At 48.2% G+C, this 16,326-nt stretch carries 14 protein-coding genes; 9 read left to right on the forward strand and 5 right to left on the reverse strand.

Features of this window, described 5'->3' with window-relative positions:
• Positions 1-211: 211 nt before the first annotated feature.
• The 4 genes from HRU77_05870 to bamC all read left to right on the forward strand — a co-directional run bounded on the left by HRU77_05870 (position 212) and on the right by bamC (position 8,135).
• Positions 212-3,310 carry an EAL domain-containing protein gene (locus HRU77_05870; GenBank protein QOJ20262.1) on the forward strand — a complete coding sequence of 1,033 codons (3,099 nt, stop codon included), beginning with the start codon at positions 212-214 and terminating at the stop codon, positions 3,308-3,310.
• A 66-nt stretch (positions 3,311-3,376) separates the two neighbouring features.
• Positions 3,377-5,965 (forward strand): ATP-dependent chaperone ClpB, encoded by a 2,589-nt coding sequence (gene clpB, locus HRU77_05875; protein ID QOJ20263.1) that lies wholly within the window; start codon positions 3,377-3,379, stop codon positions 5,963-5,965.
• 135 nt (positions 5,966-6,100) lie between these two features.
• Positions 6,101-6,988: a 4-hydroxy-tetrahydrodipicolinate synthase gene (locus HRU77_05880; protein ID QOJ20264.1), complete on the forward strand. Its 888-nt coding sequence runs from the start codon at positions 6,101-6,103 to the stop codon at positions 6,986-6,988.
• Position 6,989: 1 nt separating this feature from the next.
• On the forward strand, positions 6,990-8,135 hold the full coding sequence (bamC, locus tag HRU77_05885; protein ID QOJ20265.1) for an outer membrane protein assembly factor BamC: 1,146 nt from the start codon (positions 6,990-6,992) through the stop codon (positions 8,133-8,135).
• A 93-nt stretch (positions 8,136-8,228) separates the two neighbouring features.
• Here bamC and HRU77_05890 read toward each other — a convergent pair whose 3' ends face one another.
• Positions 8,229-8,369, reverse strand: coding sequence for a hypothetical protein (locus HRU77_05890; GenBank protein ID QOJ20266.1), 141 nt, complete (start codon positions 8,367-8,369; stop codon positions 8,229-8,231).
• Positions 8,370-8,579: 210 nt separating this feature from the next.
• Here HRU77_05890 and HRU77_05895 point away from each other — a divergent pair, with 210 nt between their 5' ends.
• Positions 8,580-8,759: a hypothetical protein gene (locus tag HRU77_05895; GenBank protein QOJ20267.1), complete on the forward strand. Its 180-nt coding sequence runs from the start codon at positions 8,580-8,582 to the stop codon at positions 8,757-8,759.
• Here the strand turns inward: HRU77_05895 and HRU77_05900 are convergent.
• From HRU77_05900 to msrB, 3 genes are all read right to left on the reverse strand, one after another.
• Positions 8,744-8,893 carry a hypothetical protein gene (locus HRU77_05900; protein QOJ20268.1) on the reverse strand — a complete coding sequence of 50 codons (150 nt, stop codon included), beginning with the start codon at positions 8,891-8,893 and terminating at the stop codon, positions 8,744-8,746. The two genes, HRU77_05895 and HRU77_05900, sit on opposite strands and share 16 nt — an antisense overlap.
• 256 nt (positions 8,894-9,149) lie before the next feature.
• A complete protein-coding gene (locus tag HRU77_05905; protein ID QOJ22077.1) occupies positions 9,150-10,259 on the reverse strand; it encodes a cupin domain-containing protein in 1,110 nt (369 codons plus the stop codon).
• A gap of 76 nt (positions 10,260-10,335) precedes the next feature.
• Entirely contained in the window at positions 10,336-10,860 is a 525-nt protein-coding gene (msrB, locus tag HRU77_05910; GenBank protein QOJ20269.1) for a peptide-methionine (R)-S-oxide reductase MsrB, read from the reverse strand.
• A 163-nt stretch (positions 10,861-11,023) separates the two neighbouring features.
• On the opposite strand from msrB, the gene HRU77_05915 reads away from it, so the two are divergent.
• The 4 genes from HRU77_05915 to rfbD all read left to right on the forward strand — a co-directional run bounded on the left by HRU77_05915 (position 11,024) and on the right by rfbD (position 15,342).
• Entirely contained in the window at positions 11,024-11,992 is a 969-nt protein-coding gene (locus tag HRU77_05915; GenBank protein ID QOJ20270.1) for an acetyl-CoA carboxylase carboxyltransferase subunit alpha, read from the forward strand.
• Positions 11,961-13,310: a tRNA lysidine(34) synthetase TilS gene (tilS, locus tag HRU77_05920; protein QOJ20271.1), complete on the forward strand. Its 1,350-nt coding sequence runs from the start codon at positions 11,961-11,963 to the stop codon at positions 13,308-13,310. The genes HRU77_05915 and tilS overlap by 32 nt, the downstream gene beginning before the upstream one ends.
• Before the next feature lie 80 nt (positions 13,311-13,390).
• Positions 13,391-14,446 (forward strand): dTDP-glucose 4,6-dehydratase, encoded by a 1,056-nt coding sequence (gene rfbB, locus HRU77_05925; protein QOJ20272.1) that lies wholly within the window; start codon positions 13,391-13,393, stop codon positions 14,444-14,446.
• Positions 14,413-15,342: a dTDP-4-dehydrorhamnose reductase gene (rfbD, locus tag HRU77_05930; protein QOJ20273.1), complete on the forward strand. Its 930-nt coding sequence runs from the start codon at positions 14,413-14,415 to the stop codon at positions 15,340-15,342. The genes rfbB and rfbD overlap by 34 nt, the downstream gene beginning before the upstream one ends.
• A 14-nt stretch (positions 15,343-15,356) precedes the next feature.
• On the opposite strand, the gene HRU77_05935 is transcribed toward rfbD, so the two are convergent.
• Positions 15,357-16,301, reverse strand: coding sequence for a S49 family peptidase (locus HRU77_05935; GenBank protein QOJ20274.1), 945 nt, complete (start codon positions 16,299-16,301; stop codon positions 15,357-15,359).
• Between the last annotated feature and the right edge of the window lie 25 nt (positions 16,302-16,326).

Here is a 16,326-nt window from a genome sequence, read left to right on the forward strand (position 1 = left end):
CTTCCGGCTTCCGGTTTTCCAGCGGGCTCACGGTGTTTTATCCAGCCCGGCTGCTCTCCTGAAAATGATTGCCGGTTTGTATGCTCACTTCCATCATGCCGGGAATAAAGGGAGAAACCCCCCCTTAAACAAAGCTTAAGTCTATTATCCGACTACCGATAATGTATGCTTTGAACCCCCTACCGGCTGTCAAGAAATCAAACGACAAACAATGTTTCGTTTTTTTATCAATCAGGATGACAAGAAAATCCGTGTAATCAGCGGACTGACGTTGAGCATACTCATCCTGTCAGCGGGTTTCTCTGTTTACAGCGTCATGCAACCGCAGACCGAGGCTATGGCTGCCTCAGGACTCAGAGTCGCGTTGGACAATACCGTCAAGCTGATCGAGAATCAAATTTCACACGCGATATCCAATGCCCGGACCATTTCCACTAACATCGCGCTGATTCACAGCCTGGAAAAAATTCATAGCGGTAAATCCGGCCATACGGACATTCCTGAGTTATCGAAAGCTGCTGAGAAGATAATAAACACCCGCCTATCCGGTATCAGGATCTATGATGGCAAAGACAATCTCATCGCGGATGCAGGGGTCAGTTCCGGTCATTCAAGTCCGGGTATCAAACTGGACACGGAACCCGGCATTCAGACGGCACTAATCTGGCAAGACCAGTTTTTTGTTCGTAACACTCAGCAAATCCTGAATGGCAACCATCAATACATTGGTCGGATCGTAACCGAAGAGCGCATACCGGATCTTACGAGGATTTTTACTGAAGCTGTGTTGATCGGTAAAACGGGTGATTTTCTCCTATGCGCGCCGGTCAAGGACAGTAATCTCGATATGGATTGCTTTTTGCGCGCAGCTGACGGCAATCAATTTAAACGTATACAGCGCATCATGTACGGCAAGCCGTTACCGGCACATCTTGCGTTGGAAGGACAAGACGGCATTCAATTTACCAAGGATTACCGGCAAATTGACGTCGTCGCGGCACACTTGCCGGTCGCTTACGGTTTAGCCGCGGTGCTCAAGATGGATGAAGAAGAACTGTACAGTGATCTTTCGCGTCAGTTAAAAAAGATTTTATTCAACCTAACCTTGCTTGTTCTAGCCGGCATGGCGGTGGTCTATTGGTTAACCAGACCGCTCATCTACCAGACAATAAAATCGAAGAATGCTTCGATCAAGGCTCATCATGAATTGATACAGGCAAAAGATAGCGCCGAGAAAGTCTCATCGGAACTGACCGCTTATTTGAACGCCATCGGCAAGCTTGCTTTAATTTCAATCACCGATCACAAAGGCAGAATTATTCAAGCCAATGAAAAATTTTATGAGATCAGCGGCTATACACAACAGGAATTGATCGGGCAAGATCATCGCATTTTGAACTCAGGCACGCATCCCAAATCGTTTTTCTCCGAGATGTGGGCGACTATCGCAAAAGGCCAAACCTGGCATCAGGAAATCTGTAACCGTAACAAATCGGGCAAATTCTATTGGGTCGATTCAACCATAGTGCCACTGATTGACTCCAGCGGAAAAATCGATCGCTACCTTTCCGTGCGGGTAGACATAACTTCTCGCAAGCAAAAGGATCTCGATTTGAACGAACGGCTCAAGGAAAGTAACTGCTTGCATAAGGTGCGCAATTATCTGGATCTGAATCAAGATAGCGCAACAACTTGCCAGAACGTATTGGAATCGTTAACCCGCGCGTTACAATTCCCGGATATCGCCGTTGCATCAATCACGCTCGGAAACGAGCAGTTCACTACTGCCGGATTTGAGCATGATCTTCCGGATACTCTCAACGCTGCAATTATCGCCAATGGGGAGATATGCGGACAGTTAACCGTATCTTACACACAAGACTTTCCATTCGCGTTACCTTACGAACAGCATCTGACCGATACCATTGCACATGATCTGGGCCGCTGGTTTGAACGCAAAGAAGCGGAAAAACGCATCATAGAGATGACCACGCATGACGCACTAACCGGCTTACCCAACCGGCATTTGCTGCAAGACCGCATCGAACAGGCGCTGGTTCATGATGCGCGCAGCCAAATGCATATGGCGGTGCTGTTTATCGATCTGGATCATTTCAAAACCATCAATGACTCGCTCGGTCACGATATCGGCGATCTTTTGCTGCAAGCGGTCGCAGAGAGACTGCTGACCTGCGTGCGCAGCGAAGATACCGTCGCCCGCCAAGGCGGGGACGAATTCATTGTGGTGCTCAATTCCATTGCGGAATCCCTGGATGCGGCCAAAGTGGCACAGAAAATTCTCGATGCTTTAGTGCGCCCCTACTATATCCACAAGAATGAATTGCATATCGGCGGCAGTATCGGCATTGCTGTTTTCCCCGAAGATGGCACCAATGCCGAAACATTGTTAAAAAGTGGGGATGTTGCCATGTATCACGCCAAAGAGAATGGCCGCAACAATTACCAGTTCTTTACCGATGAGCTCAATAAATCCGCTCATGAAAGACATACGCTCAGCCTCGATTTACGCTACGCGCTGGAACGCAACGAACTGGTTTTATTTTACCAGCCGATCATGGATCGGCCGAATCACCGGTTGCATAGTGTCGAAGCATTGCTGCGCTGGCGGCACCCCGAACACAAACTGATCGCCCCGGATAAATTTATCGGACTGGCGGAAGAAACCGGTTTAATCATTCCCATCGGCGCATGGGTATTAAAAACAGTATGCGAGCAAATCAAAACCTGGCAAGCGCAAGGCTACCACGTGCCCAAAGTCGCCATTAATCTATCCGCGCGACAATTCCGCGACAAGGAGTTAATCCATAATATTGCGCGGATATTGGATGAAACCGGTGTAGCGGCTCACTACATCACGCTGGAAATCACCGAAAGCATGCTGATCGATAATATTGAGAAAGTCGTGGAAACGTTGAACCAGCTCAACGCCATGGGTATCCGAATTTCCATCGACGATTTCGGCACCGGTTACTCCAGTCTCAGTTATCTGAAACGCTTCCCGATTCATACCCTCAAAATCGACCGTACCTTTGTGCGCGATATCGTCACCGATAAAAACGACCACACCATTGTCGCCACCATCATAGCGATGGCGCACAGTCTGGGCATGGATGTTACCGCCGAAGGCATAGAAACCGAGGAGCAACTTAATCTTCTGATAGCACAACAATGTGATCACTACCAAGGCTATTATTTCAGCAAACCGGTTGCAGCGGCTGAAATCGAACCGATGCTCACCAGCTCGGTGCCGCAAAAGCACACGATCCGCGCGATTCGTTCGGTAAAATAACCGGCTCTTGAAATTTCGCGTTTCTCCCCCCACCTAAGCAACAATAACCTACCATGGGAGAACTTCATGCGCTTTGACAAACTCACGACTAAATTCCAGCAAGCTTTCGCGGATGCGCAAAGTATTGCCGTCGGCCAGGATAACCCGACCATCGAGCCGCAACATCTACTGCTGGCTTTACTGCAACAGGAGGATGGCAGCACGTTATCCTTGCTGCAACGTTCCGGCGTTAATACTGCGCCACTGCTGGAGAGTATCAAACAGAGCGTGCAGCGCTTACCGAAAGTGGAAAATACCGGCGGGGAAGTCAATATCTCCCGCGCGCTGAACAATCTGCTCAATCTGGCGGATAAGGAAGCGCAAAAACGCAACGATCAGTTCATCGCCTCAGAAATGTTCCTGCTTGCGATGCTGCAAGACAAGGGCGAGATTAGCGCACTGCTCAAACAACACGGCGCCAATGCCGCGGCGCTGGAACGCGCCATCAATGCCATCCGCGGTGGTGAACAAGTTAGCAGCGCGGAAGCTGAAGGCAGCCGTGAAGCATTGAAAAAATACACGCTGGACCTCACCGAACGCGCGCGCCAAGGCAAACTGGATCCGGTCATCGGCCGCGACGATGAAATCCGCCGCGCAATTCAAGTGTTACAGCGCCGTACCAAAAACAACCCGGTGCTGATCGGTGAACCGGGTGTCGGTAAAACCGCCATCGTCGAAGGCTTGGCGCAGCGCATTGTCAATGGCGAAGTGCCGGAAAGCTTGAAAGACAAGCGCGTTCTGGTACTCGATATGGCCGCGCTGCTGGCCGGCGCAAAATACCGCGGCGAATTCGAGGAACGCCTCAAATCGGTACTCAAAGAACTTGCGCAAGACGAGGGCAAAACCATTGTCTTCATCGACGAATTGCATACCATGGTGGGCGCAGGCAAAGCGGAAGGTGCGATGGACGCCGGCAACATGCTGAAACCGGCCTTGGCGCGCGGGGAACTGCACTGCGTCGGCGCGACAACTTTGGACGAATACCGCAAATACATTGAAAAAGACGCCGCGCTGGAGCGGCGCTTCCAGAAGGTGCTGGTGGAAGAGCCGACTGTGGAAGCCACCATCGCTATCCTGCGCGGTCTGCAAGAGAAATACGAAGTGCATCACGGCGTGGATATTACCGATCCGGCCATCGTCGCAGCCGCGGAATTATCCAACCGCTACATCACCGACCGTTTCCTGCCGGACAAGGCGATCGATCTGATCGACGAAGCCGCAGCCCGGATCAAAATGGAAATCGATTCCAAACCGGAAGCGCTGGATAAACTGGATCGGCGTTTGATCCAATTGAAAATCGAACGCGAAGCAATGAAAAAAGAGAAAGACGAGGCATCGCAAAAACGCCTGCAATTGCTCGAAGATGAAATCAAGCAAAGAGAACGCGAATACGCCGATTTAGAGGAAATCTGGAAAACTGAAAAATTCCAGGTGCAAGGTTCCCAGCAAGTCAAAGAAGAAATGGAAAAAATCAAGCTGGAAATCGAGGCGGCTACACGCAAGGGCGATTGGCAAAAAGTTTCGGAACTGCAGTACGGCCGCCTGCCGCAATTGGAAGCGCAACTGCAACAAGCCAGCAGCGTAGAAGCTAACACAGCAGCTGCCCCTAAATTATTACGCACGCAGGTTGGTGCCGAGGAAATCGCCGAAGTGGTATCGCGCGCGACTGGCATTCCAGTTTCAAAAATGATGCAGGGCGAACGGGAAAAACTACTATTGATGGAGCAAAAGCTGCACGAACGGGTTGTCGGTCAGGATGAAGCAGTGCGGCTGGTATCCGATGCCATCCGCCGTTCCCGCGCCGGTTTGTCCGATCCGAACCGGCCGTACGGCTCTTTCCTGTTCCTGGGACCGACCGGCGTCGGTAAGACGGAATTATGCAAAGCGCTAGCCGGTTTCTTATTCGACTCGGAAGAGCATTTAATCCGTGTCGACATGTCCGAATTCATGGAGAAACATTCGGTTGCACGCCTGATCGGCGCGCCCCCAGGGTATGTCGGCTACGAGGAAGGCGGTTACTTGACCGAACTGGTGCGCCGGAAACCGTATGCGGTGATCTTGCTGGACGAAGTGGAAAAAGCGCATCCGGATGTATTCAACGTATTGCTGCAAGTTCTCGACGATGGCCGCATGACCGACGGTCAAGGCCGTACCGTCGATTTTAAAAATACCGTGATCGTCATGACGTCCAATCTTGGATCGCAGATGATCCAGGAGATGGCCGGTAATTCGTACTCAGTCATCAAAGACGCCGTTATGGGCGAAGTAAAAACTTACTTCAGGCCGGAATTCATCAACCGCATCGATGAGGTGGTCGTGTTCCATGCGCTGGATCAAAAACATATTCAATCCATCGCCAGAATACAACTGCACAATCTTGAAGCACGATTGGCCAAACTCGACATGCACCTTGAAGTCAGCGATGCGGCATTGTCCGTTATTTCCCAAGCGGGCTTTGATCCGGTGTTCGGCGCACGTCCGCTAAAACGGGCGATCCAGGCGCAAATTGAAAATCCGTTAGCCAAAGAGATCCTGGAAGGAAAATTTGTGGCCAAAGATACCATTACCGTCGATTGCCGCGATGACCAGATCAGCTTCACTCGGACAAGCGAATAATGCCCTGATGTTAATCGATTGGGACAGGTAATCGAAATTGGCGGCAGGCATTAAAATATTCCGGGAAGCGTGGTGAATATACTTAAACGCTATGAGATTCGGGTAAAATGCATTCTTTTTACCGGGTAGATTGTTATGTTTAAAGGTAGCTTGGTTGCTATCGTTACGCCCATGGACGAAGAGGGCGGATTGGATCTGGATCGCTTCCGCGCTCTGCTTGATTTTCACATAGATCAGGGTACCGACGGTGTCGTTGTCGTCGGTACTACAGGCGAATCCCCGACTGTGGATTTTGAAGAACATCATCTGCTGATGCGTACTGCGGTCGATCATGTCGCCGGACGCATACCGGTGATCGCCGGCACAGGAGCAAACTCGACCCGTGAAGCTATCGATTTATCGATTTATGCCAAGAATGCCGGGGTTGATGCATGCCTCTCGGTTGCACCTTATTACAACAAACCGACGCAGGAAGGGTTGTATCAACATTTCAAGGCGATCGCCGAGGCCGTTGATATTCCGCATATCCTGTATAACGTCCCGGGCCGCACCGTGGCCGATATTCATAACAACACCGCTCTGCGTTTAGCGCAAATCCCGAATATTGTCGGTATCAAGGATGCAACCGGCGATATCGGACGCGGTTCCGATCTGTTACAGCGCGCACCATCCGGTTTCTCTATATACAGCGGCGACGATGTCAGTGGATTGGCTTTTCTGTTATTAGGCGGACATGGTGTGATTTCAGTCACCGCTAACGTAGCCCCGCGCATGATGCATGACATGTGCGCCGCCGCATTCGCCGGCGATCTCAATACCGCGCGCGCGCTTAACAACAAGCTTTTGCGTTTACACATCGATCTGTTCGTTGAAGCCAACCCTATCCCGGTGAAATGGGCCGTCGCGCAAATGGGTTTAATCGGCCCTGGAATCCGTCTGCCGCTGACACCCTTATCCGGTCAGTATCATCAACTGCTGCGCGAAGCGATGCAATCAGCCAATATCCACGATGTGAAGAGGTAAGATGTCAAAAATGCAATGGCGGAAAGTAGCTATACCGTCTCTAGTAGTGACGCTCTCATTGACAACCACAGGTTGCAAAATGATCGACCTGTTTCCGGATACCAAAACCATCGATTACAAGTCGGCGGGCAAATTGCCGCCTCTGGAAATTCCGCCCGATCTTATTCAGCCAGCGATCGATGAACGTTACTCAATACCTGAGGGGTCATCCGGCAGCACAACTTTTTCCAGTTATAGCGGCGGACAGCAAAAAAATGCCACGACATCCTTAATACCCACCTCCGTTCAGAATGTGCACATCGAGCGTTCCGGCACACAGCGCTGGCTGGTAATACCCCAACCTCCCGAGATCGTGTGGCCTGTGATTAAGGAATTCTGGCAAGAACTTGGTTTTTTGATCAAAGTAGAGGTTCCCGAAGCCGGTATCATGGAAACGGATTGGGCTGAGAATCGGGCCAAGATTCCGCAAGACATCATCCGTACTTTTCTTTCCACTTTCCTGGACAGCATTTATTCAACCGCCGAACGGGATAAATTCCGCACCCGGCTGGAACGCAATGAAAGCGGAAGCACTGAAGTCTATATCAGCCACCGCGGCATGACCGAGGTTTTGGAAGGCGGTAACCTTAATCGCACCATCTGGCAGCCGCGCCCGGCTGACCCCAATTTGGAAGCCGAAATGTTATCGCGATTAATGATGCGCTTTGGTGTTGAGGAACAAAAGGCCAAACTGGAATTGACCACGGGCAGAAGCTCCACTCAGGAACGCGCATTTATCAATAAGGAAGGCACTTCGCTGGTAGTGAATGAAGCGTTTGACCGGTCATGGCGGCGAGTGGGTTTAGCACTGGATCGGATCGGTTTCACCGTCGAAGACCGCAACCGTGAACAAGGGATCTATTTTGTACGGTACGTTAATCCAGATGTGGACAGAAAGAAAAAGGGGGACGACGAAGGCATTCTCTCAAACATTATGTTCTGGCGCAGCAGCGACAAGGATGGCGCAAAAGCGGCAAAATACCGTATCCAAGTGCACAATACCGGCACAAACACCAGCACCGTCAGTTTACTGAATGATGATGGAACCGACGTAAGCACAGCTACTTCCAGCCGTATTCTGAAGCTATTGCATGAGCAGCTTAAATAACCAAACTAAAGCGGCAAGCAAGCTTAGAAATAAAAAACCGCCCTGAAAGGCGGTTTTTTATTTCTCAAACAGAAAAAGAAAAAAGAAAAATTATTACTTTTTAACGTCTGGTTCTCCACCACCCATAACTTTTTCATAGTTTGCTTTTTCGGTCTCAGGCAATGCTTGGCTAGGTTTGCCACATGCGGATAACGTTAAAGCGAGTAAGAATGCAGCCAGAAGAGTATATTTCATGTGATTTTCCTTATAAAAAGTTCTTAAAATATAAAGCGCGCAGTATATAACGAATTTGGTTTGCCCTTCAAGCACGCTTCCTTGCTGAAAGTCAATCGCTATCCGTAACTGCTATTCAGGTTTTAATCATCCGGATAAAAAACAGCATCTAAATGATCCCCTGTTTTCTGAAAATCCATCTTCATGGTATTTTAGTATTCCGATAAGAAAATGGAAGCCAGAGATTTGGTTGATGGGCAAAAAAATAATTTACCAGCAACATTCGGTGAATCTTCTTTTGATTATCAACCAGAAACCACAAACTTCCTTACTTCGAGAGTTTGTGGCTTAAGAAGTGTTATTTCTGAAATTTTGCTGCTATTTGCTTATTCCGTTTATTTTAATTCTTGAGGTTCAGAATCTCTCGGTGTATAAGCTGATGGAGGCGGTTTATCCATTGGATAACCATCAAGACTTTTCTTCCCTTCACACGCACTCAGTGTCAAAATAGCAAAAGCCATTGCTACAAGTGAAAATCTAAACATTTAATCTCCCATGTTCTTCGTTCTGATTTGTATGTAATAGCATAATCGAACTAACAAGATATTACAAATATCTGATTAAAATTTGGCATGCCTCACAGTTTACTAAGGAAGCGCTGATTAATTGACTGCACGAGCGAGTCCGCTTCGTTGCGCGGCACTCATTCCCTCACCTATCTGATTGATATATCTCGGTTGTTGTGTTCCGTGCACCTCGCCCTTCATCACGTTCGTCGAATTAATCAGCGCCTCCCTAAGCTTAATTTTTAATATAACCATTGATGTACCATTGATACAGAATCTCTCCAGTGTCTTGATCCAATTCGGATACAGGCGGCAATTCGTAATGATCGGCGAGTTTGATCAGCGTTTTGTACGCGCCAGCACTCACTGCCACAATTTCTCCATTAATATAAAATTTACCGCCGCTGCTTAAAATTCTGCTTTTTAAATCGAGTTGCACCCCATTTACGCCGATCCGCTGCAGAAATGCACGCATTGTTAACGGTTTCTCTGGCTGTTCAAAAAAAACATGGGGTTTCGGCTCAGAAAGATAAATACCTAAAAAATTTTCGATATCCTCTCGATCCCACTTAATTTTCTTCAGTATCGAGTTAACTTGGGATTGCATCGCCGCACTAATTCGTGACGGATGAGATTGCAGGTGTAAATCAGGATCTGAATACCAACCATCAGTTACAAGATTATCCTGCAAGTGAACCAGAAACTGCGTTATCAATTCTTGATGACTGGGCGCGCGAAAACCGATTGAATACGTCATGCAGTCGTCTTCGGCAATGCCGTTATGTGCGTACTTGGGTGGCAAGTACAGCATATCGCCGGGGTTTAACACCCATTCCTGCTCCGCTTGAAAATTCTTCAGAATCCTGAGCGGCGCATCCGCAATAAACTCATCATCCAGTTGTGCGGATATCTGCCAGCATCTGGAGCCCATTCCCTGGAGCAGAAATACATCGTAGGAATCAAAATGCGGCCCGATTCCACCGCCTTTGGGTGCATAGCTGACCATCAGATCATCCAGCCGCGCGTGCGGTATGAAGCGGAATTGTGTTAATAAATCACGTGCAGAGGGAAGAAAATGATTGACATCCTGCACCAGCAGAGTCCACTTTTTTTTTGGCAAGCGCGCCAGATCATCGTGTTCCAGCGGACCATGCTTGAGTTGCCATTGACCCTTTCGTTGAATGACGAGACGCGATTGCGCATCTTCATCACAGGCCAAAGTCATCAAATCCTCACACGACAATAAACCATTAAATCCCGGTAATGCATTTCTCACCAGCAAAGGCCGCTTCTGCCAGTAATCGCGCAAGAAAACCTGCGGCGTGATATCGCCCAAGGAAATAATTTTTGTTTTGTTAATGTTTAAATTCCCCCATTAAATTTTTCAAAGCAATCGTCAGATAACAACGCTGATTCCTGGATTAGCTTCTAAGCGGCGGCAACGGCTCCGCTTGCGCTACAAATTTCAACGCCAAGCCGTTATTGCACCAGCGTTCGCCTCGCGGCGGCGGACCGTCTCTAAAAACATGTCCTTGATGTCCTCCGCAACGCGCACAATGATACTCGGTGCGCAAAAAAATGAGCTGATAATCAGGTTTGGTAGCGACATGACCGGCAATGGGCTGAGTAAAACTAGGCCACCCGCTTCCGCTTTCGTACTTATATTGACTCTCGAACAGCGGCCAATGACAGGCCGTACAGATGTAGGTTCCTTCGCGCGTTTCAGAATTTAACTCACTGCTTCCGGGTTCCTCGGTATCTTCTTCAAATAGAACCCGATAAGCTTCCGGCGTTATCCATTGACGCCAAGTCTCTTTCGGCTTATTAAGCAACCCGATTGTGGCCGGATTGACACCGCTGGCATTGAGTTGCGCCGGGAAAACCAATGGAGTGACAGGAAATGCTGCGAATGCACTCATTCGCTGTAAAAAAGTGCGTCTGTTCATAGAATAACCCCCAGCTATTTATTTTTGCCACCGGCAGCTTTAATTACCGGAGAAGAATCCTTTCGATCGATGCGAAAGAAACCATTCGCTTGATCCACTGAGCCGTGCCGATCGGGCTGCAAATCCTGTATCATTTCAGCTTTCGGATTATAGCTTAACCCACATGAAAATCACTTTTCTGGAATTTGAGCAAAATATTGCAGAATTTGAATCAAAAATAGAGGAATTGCGTTTTGCACAGGATGATTCGGCTTTGGATATTTCTGCTGAAATTGCGCGCCTGCAAGCAAAAAGCTTGTCCCTGACAAAAAATGTCTATGCAAAACTGACACCGTGGCAAATCTCACAAGTCGCCCGTCATCCGCAGCGCCCCTATACACTGGATTACATCGAACATTTATTTACCGATTTCGAAGAACTGCATGGCGACCGGAATTTCTCCGATGATCATGCCATTGTCGGCGGCCTGGCACGCTTTAACGGTCAAACTGTGATGGTAATCGGCCATCAAAAAGGCCGCGATACCCGGGAAAAAATTCACCGCAACTTCGGCATGCCGAAACCGGAAGGTTACCGCAAAGCGTTGCGTTTGATGCGTCTGGCAGAAAAATTCTCGATTCCCCTGATTACTTTTATCGACACACCCGGCGCATATCCCGGCATCGATGCGGAAGAACGCGGCCAGTCGGAAGCCATCGGCAGAAACCTATACGTTTTGGCGGAGCTAAGAATTCCGGTCATCTGCGTCATCATCGGCGAAGGCGGTTCGGGCGGCGCTTTGGCTGTCGCCGTCGGCGACATGATTCATATGTTGCAATATGCAACCTATTCCGTCATATCGCCGGAAGGATGCGCTTCGATTTTATGGAAAAGCGCCGACAAAGCACCGGAAGCTGCCGAAATCATGGGCATTACCGCGGATCGTTTGAAAACCATGAATCTGATCGACAGCATCATTACCGAACCCATCGGCGGCGCTCACCGTGATTACCCGGCCATCATGCAATCGGTAAAAGCGGTGCTGAAGGAATCGCTGCGCAAACTTCAAGATCGTTCCATCGAAGCGCTTCTGGAAAAACGTCTGGACCGGCTGATGGCGTATGGCTCATTCAAGGAAGTCAAAATCGAATAACCTGATCAGTGACGTCCGGGAAGTTTTACTGGCTCATATCAAACCGGGCGATCACCTGACGATTGCTTTGAGCGGCGGCGTCGACTCAGTTGTGCTACTGGATATTCTTACTGTACTATCCAAGCAAATACCGTTTACGCTCTCCGCTGTGCATGTCAATCATGGCATCAGCAGTAACGCAAATCGCTGGAGCAGATTCTGCTGCGATCTCTGCCGCGCATATGGCATCTCCATCCACATCGCCTATCTGCAAATAAAAAAAGAAACCGGAGTGAGCCTCGAAGCGATTGCAAGGGAAGAACGTTATCGCGTTTTCAGTCGCATGTCGGCGGACTTCATCGTCGTCGCGCAACACCTCGATGATCAAGCCGAAACGTTGTTATTGCAATTATTTCGCGGTGCCGGAATACGCGGACTGAGCGCAATGCCGGTTCTGAGAAAGCAATCTGCAATCGCACCGCAAATACTGCGGCCGTTGCTGGAAAGCTCCCGCCATAGCATCGAAGATTATGCCCAGCAAAATAAATTGCGTTGGATTAACGACGAAAGCAATGACGACACCGCTTTCAATCGGAATTTTCTGCGCCATGATATTCTTCCTTTACTAAAAAAACGCTATCCCAATTACCCAAAAACACTGTTGCGCTCCAGCCGCCACTTCTCCGAGGCATCGCAACTGCAGGATGAATTGGCGGCAATGGATAGTGAGAATTGCGATGTCTCGGGTTTGCTGCAGATCGATCGCATTCGCAAACTGAATTTTGCGCGTGCAAAAAATCTCCTACGCTATACCTTGGCACAACAGGGCGCGATGCTTCCCAGCACGGCAAAATTGGAAGATATTGCCAATCAGTTGCTGTCGGCAAGTAGAGACAACCAGCTCCACATCACTTTCGGCAATCACGAAATTCGTTGTTTTAAAGGCGCCGTTTACATTCTGCATAAAAAATCACATCCTCGAAACTTTGATCAATGCGCTTGGCAGGGTGAAGCACGTTTAGCACTGCCACATTTAAACGGCTCGATCCGTTTTACCGAGGTTGCAAATCAAGGTATCGATCGGCACAAATTACAAACCGGATCGGTTACCGTGCGTGTCCGCACAGGCGGCGAACGTTTTACACCGGCTTGCAACCGTCCGCGCAGAAGCTTGAAAAACTTACTGCAGGAAACCGCCATTCCGCCCTGGCAACGCAGCAGTATGCCGCTGTTATTCTGCGGTGAATACTTGGTATGGGTTCCGGGAATCGGCATCGATTGTGAATTTCAAGTAAAATCCGGCGAAACGGGAATTTTACCGCTATGGGAACCTGAATGAATCAATGTCAAAGTGGCTTCAAATTTCAAGGGTATTTCCATACTAATCGCAATCATCAACTTATTCTTCCGGAAAATTGAATGATTTTAGTCACAGGAGGCGCAGGATTTATCGGCAGCAATTTCGTTCTGGATTGGTTGGCGCAATCGGATGAAAAAGTCATTAATCTGGATAAGTTGACGTATGCCGGAAATCTGCACAATCTTTCTTCCTTATCTCAAGATTCGCGGCATATTTTTGTACAAGGCGATATCGGCGATAGTTTAAGGGTTTCGCAATTACTGGCGCAGTATCAACCGCGTGCCATTATCAACCTGGCGGCCGAAAGTCACGTCGATCGTTCGATCCATGGTCCGGCGGATTTTATTCAAACCAATATTTTGGGAACGTTTCGTTTATTGGAAGCAACGCATGCTTATTGGCGTGAACTGGATTCCGTCGCAAAGCAGGATTTTCGCTTTCTGCATGTTTCAACCGATGAAGTTTATGGTTCATTATCCAAAAATGAGCCGGCCTTTACCGAAGAACACCGCTACCAACCCAATAGTCCATACTCAGCCAGTAAGGCATCCAGCGATCATCTCGTGCGCGCCTATCACCATACCTACGGTTTACCCGTACTAACCACAAATTGTTCCAACAATTACGGTCCGTTTCAATTTCCGGAAAAATTGATTCCGTTAATGATCGTCAATGCACTCGCAGGAAAACCTTTACCGATCTATGGCGACGGTCAGCAAGTCCGCGACTGGCTTTACGTGACTGATCACTGCCGTGCAATCCGCCGAGTTCTGGATGCGGGTATTCCGGGAGAAACCTATAATATCGGTGGCTGGAATGAAAAACCCAATATCGAAATCGTGCAAACGATCTGTGCTTTGTTGGAAGACTCGTATCCTGATACGGATTTTCATAGTCTCATTACGCATATCGACGATCGGCCGGGACATGACCGGCGCTACGCCATTAATGCAATGAAAATCGAACGCGAGCTCAATTGGAGACCTGTCGAAACATTCGCTAGTGGTATCCGCAAAACCATTCACTGGTATCTCAATCATCAACAGTGGGTTATCGATGTGCAAACCGGCGCTTATCAGCAATGGATAAACAAAAACTACGCAGGATTACCGTGAAAAAAATCTTGTTATTTGGTAAAAACGGCCAGGTGGGTTGGGAGTTGCAGCGCAGTCTTGCACCTCTGGGCAAATTGATCGCACTACACTCAACAAGCACCGATTTTTGCGGTGATCTTACCGATCTTGCCGGGATTCAGCAGACAATACGGAAAATCACCCCTGATATCATTGTCAATGCGGCAGCTTATACTGCTGTCGATAAAGCGGAAAATGAGCCTGAATTGGCTCATAGGCTGAATGCCCAAGCGCCCGGTGTTATTGCGCATGAAGCAAAGGAACTGAAGGCCTGGTTAATTCATTATTCAACGGATTATGTTTTCAACGGCCACGGCGACCAATCTTTTGTTGAGACCGACACTACAGAACCGTTGAACGTATATGGAAAAACCAAGCTGGAAGGTGAAAAAAATATTCAAGCTTCCGGCTGTTTACATTTGATCTTTCGCACCAGCTGGGTGTATTCGGCCAATGGAAATAATTTCATAAAAACCATACTTCGCTTAGCGCAGCAGCGCGATAAATTAACGGTCGTCAATGATCAAATCGGATCGCCGACAGGCGCTGAATTGATCGCCGACATTACAGCCCTGACACTGTTTATGATTAAGCATAAACCCGAAATCTCGGGCTTGTATCATCTGACTGCAAGCGGCAGCACTTCTTGGTACGAATTTGCCAAATTCATTCTGGAAAGTGCAGAAAGTGCAAATTTGCCGCTCAAAATCAAATCGTCGGCTTTGCAGCCGATTGCCAGCAGCGATTTTCCTTCAGCGGCACAACGCCCATTCAACTCACGCTTAAATTCACTGAAACTGGCAAAAACTTTTGACTTTATGCTTCCAGCATGGCAATCCGGAGTAGAACGCGCACTAACCGAAATATTCAATAAATGATGACAGAACTTCGTTTAGCGTAAGCTCACGGCAAGATCAGATAAAATGTTAACGGCTATTTGACTGAAGCGTTTGTTGAATAAATCGGATAAGCCTTCATGCGGCGTAAAATCTACTAATGTTTCTGCCAGTATAATTTCACGCGCAACATAATCCGCATCGCCCATTTCATCGGCGAGTCCTAAATCGATACTTTTTTGTCCCGTCCAAACTATTCCACTGAATATTTCCGGCGCATCCTTTAAACGTTCACCCCGCCCTTGTTTTACGACCTGAATGAATTGTTCGTGTATTTCACGCAGTAACCGTGTTGCATGTTCCTTTTGCGCAGGATCTAATGGAGTAAATGGATCCAGAAAGCTTTTGTTTTCACCTGCTGTCAGCAATCGGCGTTCTATGCCGAGCTTCTCCAAAGTGCCAGTAAAACCAAAACCATCCATCAAAACACCGATTGAACCGATCAAGCTTGCTTTATCAACAAAAATTTTGTCAGCAGCCACAGCGACATAATAGCCTCCGGAAGCGCAAATATCACTAATCACCGCATACACGGGTATATCGGGATATCTGGAGCGCAAGCGCCGTATTTCATCATTGATGTAACCTGCTTGGACTGGGCTTCCACCGGGACTGTTGATTCGTAATATTATTCCTTGCGTATTTTTATCTTGGAAAGCAGAACGCAAACTCGCATTGACTTTATCTGCGTTGCTGATGCTATCTGCAGTAATCATTCCCTTTAAGTCAATCAACGCGGTGTGCTTTTCGGCAATTCGTACCCTTCCATCTTCTATCCAGCCTAGTGCAACAAACAATAGAATGAAAAGGTAGAGAAAAGTAATCAGTTTAAAAAAAATGCTCCACATACGGGCACGGCGCTGCTCCTGCAGCGAGGCCAAAGCAAGTTTTTCAAGTAATTGCCTTTCCCAATCTTCTTTTTTAATTTCAGATTCACTCATAACAGCACACACTCAAATGTTCGTT

The organism is Gammaproteobacteria bacterium (assembly GCA_015709615.1).
Lineage (GTDB): Bacteria > Pseudomonadota > Gammaproteobacteria > Burkholderiales > Nitrosomonadaceae > Nitrosomonas.

Coding starts and splice junctions, on each gene's coding strand:
- clpB (QOJ20263.1), top strand. CDS start 3,377: ATGCGCTTTGACAAACTCACGACTAAATTCCAGCAAGCTTTCGCGGAT.
- rfbD (QOJ20273.1), top strand. CDS start 14,413: ATGGATAAACAAAAACTACGCAGGATTACCGTGAAAAAAATCTTGTTA.
- HRU77_05870 (QOJ20262.1), top strand. CDS start 212: ATGTTTCGTTTTTTTATCAATCAGGATGACAAGAAAATCCGTGTAATC.
- HRU77_05890 (QOJ20266.1), bottom strand. CDS start 8,369: ATGAAATATACTCTTCTGGCTGCATTCTTACTCGCTTTAACGTTATCC.
- HRU77_05880 (QOJ20264.1), top strand. CDS start 6,101: ATGTTTAAAGGTAGCTTGGTTGCTATCGTTACGCCCATGGACGAAGAG.
- HRU77_05915 (QOJ20270.1), top strand. CDS start 11,024: ATGAAAATCACTTTTCTGGAATTTGAGCAAAATATTGCAGAATTTGAA.
- HRU77_05935 (QOJ20274.1), bottom strand. CDS start 16,301: ATGAGTGAATCTGAAATTAAAAAAGAAGATTGGGAAAGGCAATTACTT.
- rfbB (QOJ20272.1), top strand. CDS start 13,391: ATGATTTTAGTCACAGGAGGCGCAGGATTTATCGGCAGCAATTTCGTT.
- HRU77_05895 (QOJ20267.1), top strand. CDS start 8,580: ATGGAAGCCAGAGATTTGGTTGATGGGCAAAAAAATAATTTACCAGCA.
- bamC (QOJ20265.1), top strand. CDS start 6,990: ATGTCAAAAATGCAATGGCGGAAAGTAGCTATACCGTCTCTAGTAGTG.
- HRU77_05900 (QOJ20268.1), bottom strand. CDS start 8,893: ATGTTTAGATTTTCACTTGTAGCAATGGCTTTTGCTATTTTGACACTG.
- msrB (QOJ20269.1), bottom strand. CDS start 10,860: ATGAACAGACGCACTTTTTTACAGCGAATGAGTGCATTCGCAGCATTT.
- tilS (QOJ20271.1), top strand. CDS start 11,961: ATGGCTCATTCAAGGAAGTCAAAATCGAATAACCTGATCAGTGACGTC.